The sequence below is a fragment of the Acidisphaera rubrifaciens HS-AP3 genome (assembly GCF_000964365.1).
Classification (GTDB): domain Bacteria; phylum Pseudomonadota; class Alphaproteobacteria; order Acetobacterales; family Acetobacteraceae; genus Acidisphaera; species Acidisphaera rubrifaciens.
In genome coordinates, this window is the sequence record NZ_BANB01001032.1 from 1 (window position 1) to 1,501 (window position 1,501).

General features: G+C 68.0%; 3 protein-coding genes. 1 reads left to right on the forward strand and 2 read right to left on the reverse strand.

Annotated features, from left to right (window positions below):
- Positions 1 to 152 precede the first annotated feature (152 nt).
- Complete coding sequence (locus B8460_RS19870) at positions 153 to 335, forward strand: hypothetical protein (protein ID WP_206742665.1); 183 nt, start codon at positions 153 to 155, stop codon at positions 333 to 335.
- A gap of 326 nt (positions 336 to 661) precedes the next feature.
- Here B8460_RS19870 and B8460_RS19875 read toward each other — a convergent pair whose 3' ends face one another.
- Both B8460_RS19875 and B8460_RS22555 read right to left on the reverse strand, forming a co-directional pair.
- Entirely contained in the window at positions 662 to 1,150 is a 489-nt protein-coding gene (locus B8460_RS19875) for a hypothetical protein (RefSeq protein WP_048863365.1), read from the reverse strand.
- Positions 1,150 to 1,501 (reverse strand): hypothetical protein (locus tag B8460_RS22555; protein ID WP_206742666.1); only part of this gene is annotated, 352 nt, incomplete at its 5' end. The genes B8460_RS22555 and B8460_RS19875, both read right to left, overlap by 1 nt.

Here is a 1,501-nt window from a genome sequence, read left to right on the forward strand (position 1 = left end):
GGCACGATCCTCTTTGCGGTGAGCGATAGCGGCAACCTCGTCGGCTACAACGCCACCTTCGGGTCTAATTGCCCGGCCGGGACGGTGAACCTGACGACGCTCACCATCACCAACGGGCTTGTGACGCATTGCTGATGCACGACGCCCTAACCGTGATCCACCTGCGCGGCGGCGCCGGCCTGACGGCTGACGCGGCCGGGCATGCCACGCGCGCTGAGGCCGGCGATCAGGTATGGACCCGCCGGCCGGGCGAGACGTTCGGCGAGTTCCAAGCGCGGGTTGTGGCGGACGTGCGCGGCGAGTTTGTGGTGTTCGACGCGGCGGGGTGGGGCTGACGCGCAACGCGCTTGGGGCCTCCCCGGCCTCAAGGCGCGCGACGTGCTCGGGGGTGCCGTGGTCGCGGACGTATTTGATGCGCTTGACGGACCGCACGCTGGTGTCGGCCTCTTCTGCGATCTCTGCGTTGGTTCGCGCTGGTCGGCAAATTTGCCGATCAAACCGCTGCGCCTTCACATTCCCCCGCTTCAACGTCGGCATCGCCAACGCCTTAGCAAGCTGTTCCTCCTTCGTGAGATGCCGGCGGTGCACGTTGGCGGAGCGGACTGACAGCAGAAGGGCCGCCCCTCGCGAGACGGCCCTACATGGCGTAAGCGGCGCCGGATCAGGCGGACGCTGGCTCGCCGCTCCACAGGCATTGGCGCAGCCCCTTGCATTCTACAAGATCAACCGCAAGCGATCGCGCCAGCTCGCGTGCGCCGGTCCGCGAGGCGCGGACGACGAGTGCTTTGGCGTATATGCCGGCCGGCGTGACGGCGCGGATTTTCTTTGCCTTCCGCATCGCTTGGACTGCCGTTGCCTCACGTTCCTGAACGCGGTCGAGCAAGGCATCAAGGCGCGCCCGGTCCGCGTCTGTCCACCAGCCCTTGATGCTGTCCGCATCGCGGCACCGCTCCGCCTCGATCTTGTTTGCGGCGGCCATGTGATGCAGGGCGGTGCTGCACGCATCGAGCAACGCGGCGTCAGGCGACACCACGCCCTCGCCCAGTAAGAGGGCATCGCCCGACTGCGCGACGATCTGCCGCAACCGATCGAGGACCGGGCCGAGCACGTCCGGCGCGGGCAGGTCATGCAAGGGCGCGTCTTTCGGCATCACGCCGCCTCCGGGCCGGACAGCACCGCCAGCGCATGCCGGATCGTCCGGCTTGCGTAGTCCGGGCGCACGATACCGGCCCGGTTCTGCACCGCCTCTAGCAGCATCTGCAGCTTGATCGCGGCCCCCTCCGCCGACGTAGGCGCGGTTGCGTCGATCCTCACGGACAGCGCGCCGGCCGCGTCGGTTAGTAGCTCGATTTCCTCGGCCAAGGTTTCCAGCCGCGCGTGCCGAGCATCGTCACTGGCGACGACCAACGCACCGTAGCAGTCGATCAGCTCGGCGCGCAGGGCGTCGTGTTGGGCTTCCACGGCATCGCACCGTGCCTGCGTCGCCTGCATGTGCCGATAC